This window comes from Steroidobacter sp. (genome assembly GCF_016790065.1).
GTDB lineage: Bacteria > Pseudomonadota > Gammaproteobacteria > Steroidobacterales > Steroidobacteraceae > Steroidobacter.
The window spans coordinates 1-2,522 of the sequence record NZ_JAEUPY010000329.1; the positions used below are offsets into that span (position 1 = coordinate 1).

2 protein-coding genes are annotated in these 2,522 nt (G+C 60.0%); both read right to left on the reverse strand.

Going from position 1 to position 2,522, the window contains the following annotated elements:
• A partial coding sequence (locus JNL55_RS13740; protein ID WP_293853886.1) for a serine hydrolase domain-containing protein occupies positions 1 to 1,221 on the reverse strand: 1,221 nt, incomplete at its 3' end.
• A gap of 2 nt (positions 1,222 to 1,223) precedes the next feature.
• Positions 1,224 to 2,522, reverse strand: a 1,299-nt coding sequence (locus JNL55_RS13745) for a serine hydrolase domain-containing protein (protein WP_293853888.1), incomplete at its 5' end; no start/stop codon positions are given.

Below are 2,522 nucleotides of genomic sequence, written 5' to 3' on the forward strand. Positions count from 1 at the left end.
CTGCAGCACCAAGCCGTGGGCGCCTTTGCTGAGCAGGACGGTCGAACCGCCCGGCGTCAGGTAGGTCCCTTGAAGCGCGTCGACCAGGCTCGGCTCGGGCGTAGTCAGCGCCGGCAGTGAGTTCTGGGTCGTTGCGGCGGGCAAGTACGCGGCGATGACCTTCTCAAACGCCGGCTGCAGATTCATGCCGTTGTTCGCGAGCAGCACCACCGCGAAGTCCTGCTCGGGAAAGTAAGCGAACTGCGAACGGAACGCGGCATCTGAGCCGTTGTGATAAACGGCCTCGTGACCCGAGAATGTCATTCGCTTGAGCCCGAAGCCGTATGGAATGGCCGAGCCATCATCGAGCTTACCCATCTCGGAAAATTCACGGATCAGCGCAGCGTCGCCGACCACCGGCCGCGTGAAGTTGGCAGCCCACCTGAGTAGATCCTCCACCGTGGCATACAGGCCGGTAGCACCCACGGTTTCATAGTTCAGTGGCGCGAGATGCCACTTGCCATCGCGTTGCTCATAGGAGTGCGCGCGGTTCGGAATGATCTCGCTGAGGTCATCGGAGAAAAACGTGTCGCGCATGCCGAGCGGTCGGAAGATTCGCGTATCGCTGAACTCTCGCAACGTCTGCCCCGATACTGCACCGACCAGCTCAGCCAACAATGTATAGCCCGTGTTCGAGTACTCGAAGCCTGCGCCGGGAGCGAAGTTCAGCCCGCGCTGACGCTTCACCATGGTAACGATCTGCGATTGACGCAGCCGATCGCTCATACTCCGGCCGCCCAACAGAAACAGATCCCACTGATCCCGCAGTCCGCTGGTGTGATAGATGAGATGGCGCGGCGTAATCTTGCGGCCGAAGTCCGGCACATAGGGCAAGTAGTCGCGCAGATCGGCATCGAGATCGAGCTTGCCATCACGTTCCAACAACACCGCCGAGAAGGCGGCGAACTGTTTGGAGGTGCTGGCGATTTGAAACGGCGTGTGCGGCGTGATCGCGACGTTGCTTGCCAAATCTGCGTAGCCATAACCAGCCGAGTAGATCTGCTTGCCGCCGCGATAGATGCCCACCGCCACACCAGGACTTCCCGGTCGCGCGTACTCTGCAAAGATCGCGTCGACCTTCGCTTGCTCTGCAGGGATCGAAGGCGGCGGCGCTTGCTTGCCACCACCGCACGCAGAGAGTGCGACCGCGAGGCCGAGCGCGAGCCATGAACGTGGATTCATGACTAGCGAACCTTCTTGAATTCTTGAGTGCCGCCCCAGCCGCCGCCGTCACTGTACTGAACGATCAGAGTCTCGATGCGCCCGTCATAGCCACGCACGAATTCGATAGTGCCTCGCTCGAAATCCGGGAACACGAAATGATTGGCATCGATGGGCACCAACTCTCTATCGTCGAACGACAGCTGGCCGTTCTGATACGACACCTGCAGCAGCTTCTCGCGACCGCGATGTCGATAGCTCGATGCGCCGCTCTGTAGCTGATAGATGCCGGCGAACTGTTGCAGCTCTGCCGTGGGCAGCGGGAAAGGCTGTGCCTGACGATAGCTGCTCAAGTCCTCCGGCCAGCCTTCAGCCGCCGCGACCGACCGCAACGCTTCCCAATAAAGACTCGAACCGTTGGCGCCGTTGGTGAAAATCACCACGCCATTACCGGTGCCGAGATGACCTTGCATGTGCGCTTTGTACGAATCGTTGGAGCCGTCGTGGAAAAACACGCGCTCCGCACCGCTGCCCTTCAACACCGGGCCCAAGCCGTGTCGAGCCACGCCGACTTCGCTCATCATTTGATGGGCCAAGGCCGGGCTCAGAAAGCTGCCCGCTTTGCCGCGATACGAATCGATCAACGCGATGATGAGCTTGGCGTAGTCGCTCGGTGTCGACCAAAGCCCGGACGCAGCCGTCTCAGGCAACGTCTCATAGCCGCGCGGCAATGCTCGAGGCTCACCTTCTTTGCCATGCGCCTTAGCGATGTTACCGAAGCTCGCCGGCAGCGGACTCTCGAACGAACTGCGCTTCATGCCGAGCGGTTCGAACAAGTACTTGCTCGCCGCTTGCTTGAAAGCGACGCCGCTGACTTCTTCGATCAACAACTGCTCGACAGTGACGCCGCCGCCCGAATAGCTGTGTTTGGTTCCCGGCAGTAACTCCACACGCACCGGTACATTCTTCGCTGGCGCTCGTCCCTCTAACGTATCGAGCAGCGTGGGAATGGGTTCGTTGGGCTGATAATCCTTGAAGCCTTTCACGGACGTTCCAGCGGTATGCGACAACAAACCTCGCAACGTCACCGGACTCACCGCGGTGAGCTCATTCTCCGGCACCTTCCAACGAGTCAGATACTGGTTGACGTTGCGATCCAGCTCGATCTTACCGGCATCGACCAATCGCAAACTGACCGATGCGGCTGCAACTTTGCTGACCGAGCCCACCGAAAACATGGTTTCGGTATTGACCTTGTCGGGCTTGCCTGCCTGCAGCACGCCATAGCCCTTGGCCCATGCGACCTTGCCATCGCGAATCAC